The sequence below is a fragment of the Arthrobacter sp. M71 S08 genome (genome assembly GCF_059089725.1).
This window is the reverse complement of record NZ_JBNHEY010000019.1, coordinates 1-637: the sequence shown is the minus strand read 5'-3', so window position 1 is coordinate 637 and position 637 is coordinate 1. Positions and strand designations below refer to the sequence as shown.

Genomic DNA, 637 nt, shown 5'->3' with positions numbered 1-637 from the left:
GACGCTGGCCACCCTCACGGGAGAAACCGCCCTGACCGCCGCCTTCACGACGGGGCCCACCCTCGCGAGAGAAACCGCCCTCACGACGCTGGCCACCTTCGCGAGAGAAACCGCCCTCACGGGATGGGCGGCCGGAACCGCGCTCGGAGCGCTCCTGGTAGCGGGGACGGTCTGCGGATTCAGGGGCGCGGCGGCCAGCACCACGCTCAGAGCCGCCACTGGCATTTCCGCCGGCACCGCGACCGGTGGCGTCCCCTCGTCGGGGACCCTCACGCCGGTCTTCGCCCCTGCTCTGTTCGCCCTTGCGATTGTCGTTGCGACGGTGTTCTCCGCGGTCGCGGAAGGGTTCCCGGTCAGCCATGGCAGCAAAATTCCTCTCGTCATGAGCCGACCTGACGCTTTGCCGGACGCTCTCGCTGTTTATATATGTCGAAGTTCCGGACTCGGGCCTGCGACCTTTCCATTGTAAGGAAAGCGCGCAGCGCACGTCCGGGCCGTTAAATGCCTGAGGCTCCGACGATACTGTCGGAGCCTCAGTGCTAAGTGTTGTCCGGCGGTGTCCTACTCTCCCACACTCTCTCGGGTGCAGTACCATCGGCGCTGTGGGTCTTAGCTTCCGGGTTCGGAATGGGACCGG

General features: G+C 65.9%; 1 protein-coding gene and 1 rRNA gene. One reads left to right on the top strand and one right to left on the bottom strand.

Annotation, left to right across the window (positions count from 1 at the left end; genetic code table 11):
• On the top strand, positions 1-469 hold a 469-nt coding region (locus AC5RTB_RS16570), incomplete at its 5' end, for a hypothetical protein (RefSeq protein WP_494062141.1).
• A gap of 79 nt (positions 470-548) precedes the next feature.
• Here the strand turns inward: AC5RTB_RS16570 and rrf are convergent.
• A 5S ribosomal RNA gene (rrf, locus tag AC5RTB_RS16565) occupies positions 549-637 on the bottom strand; the annotation flags it as partial.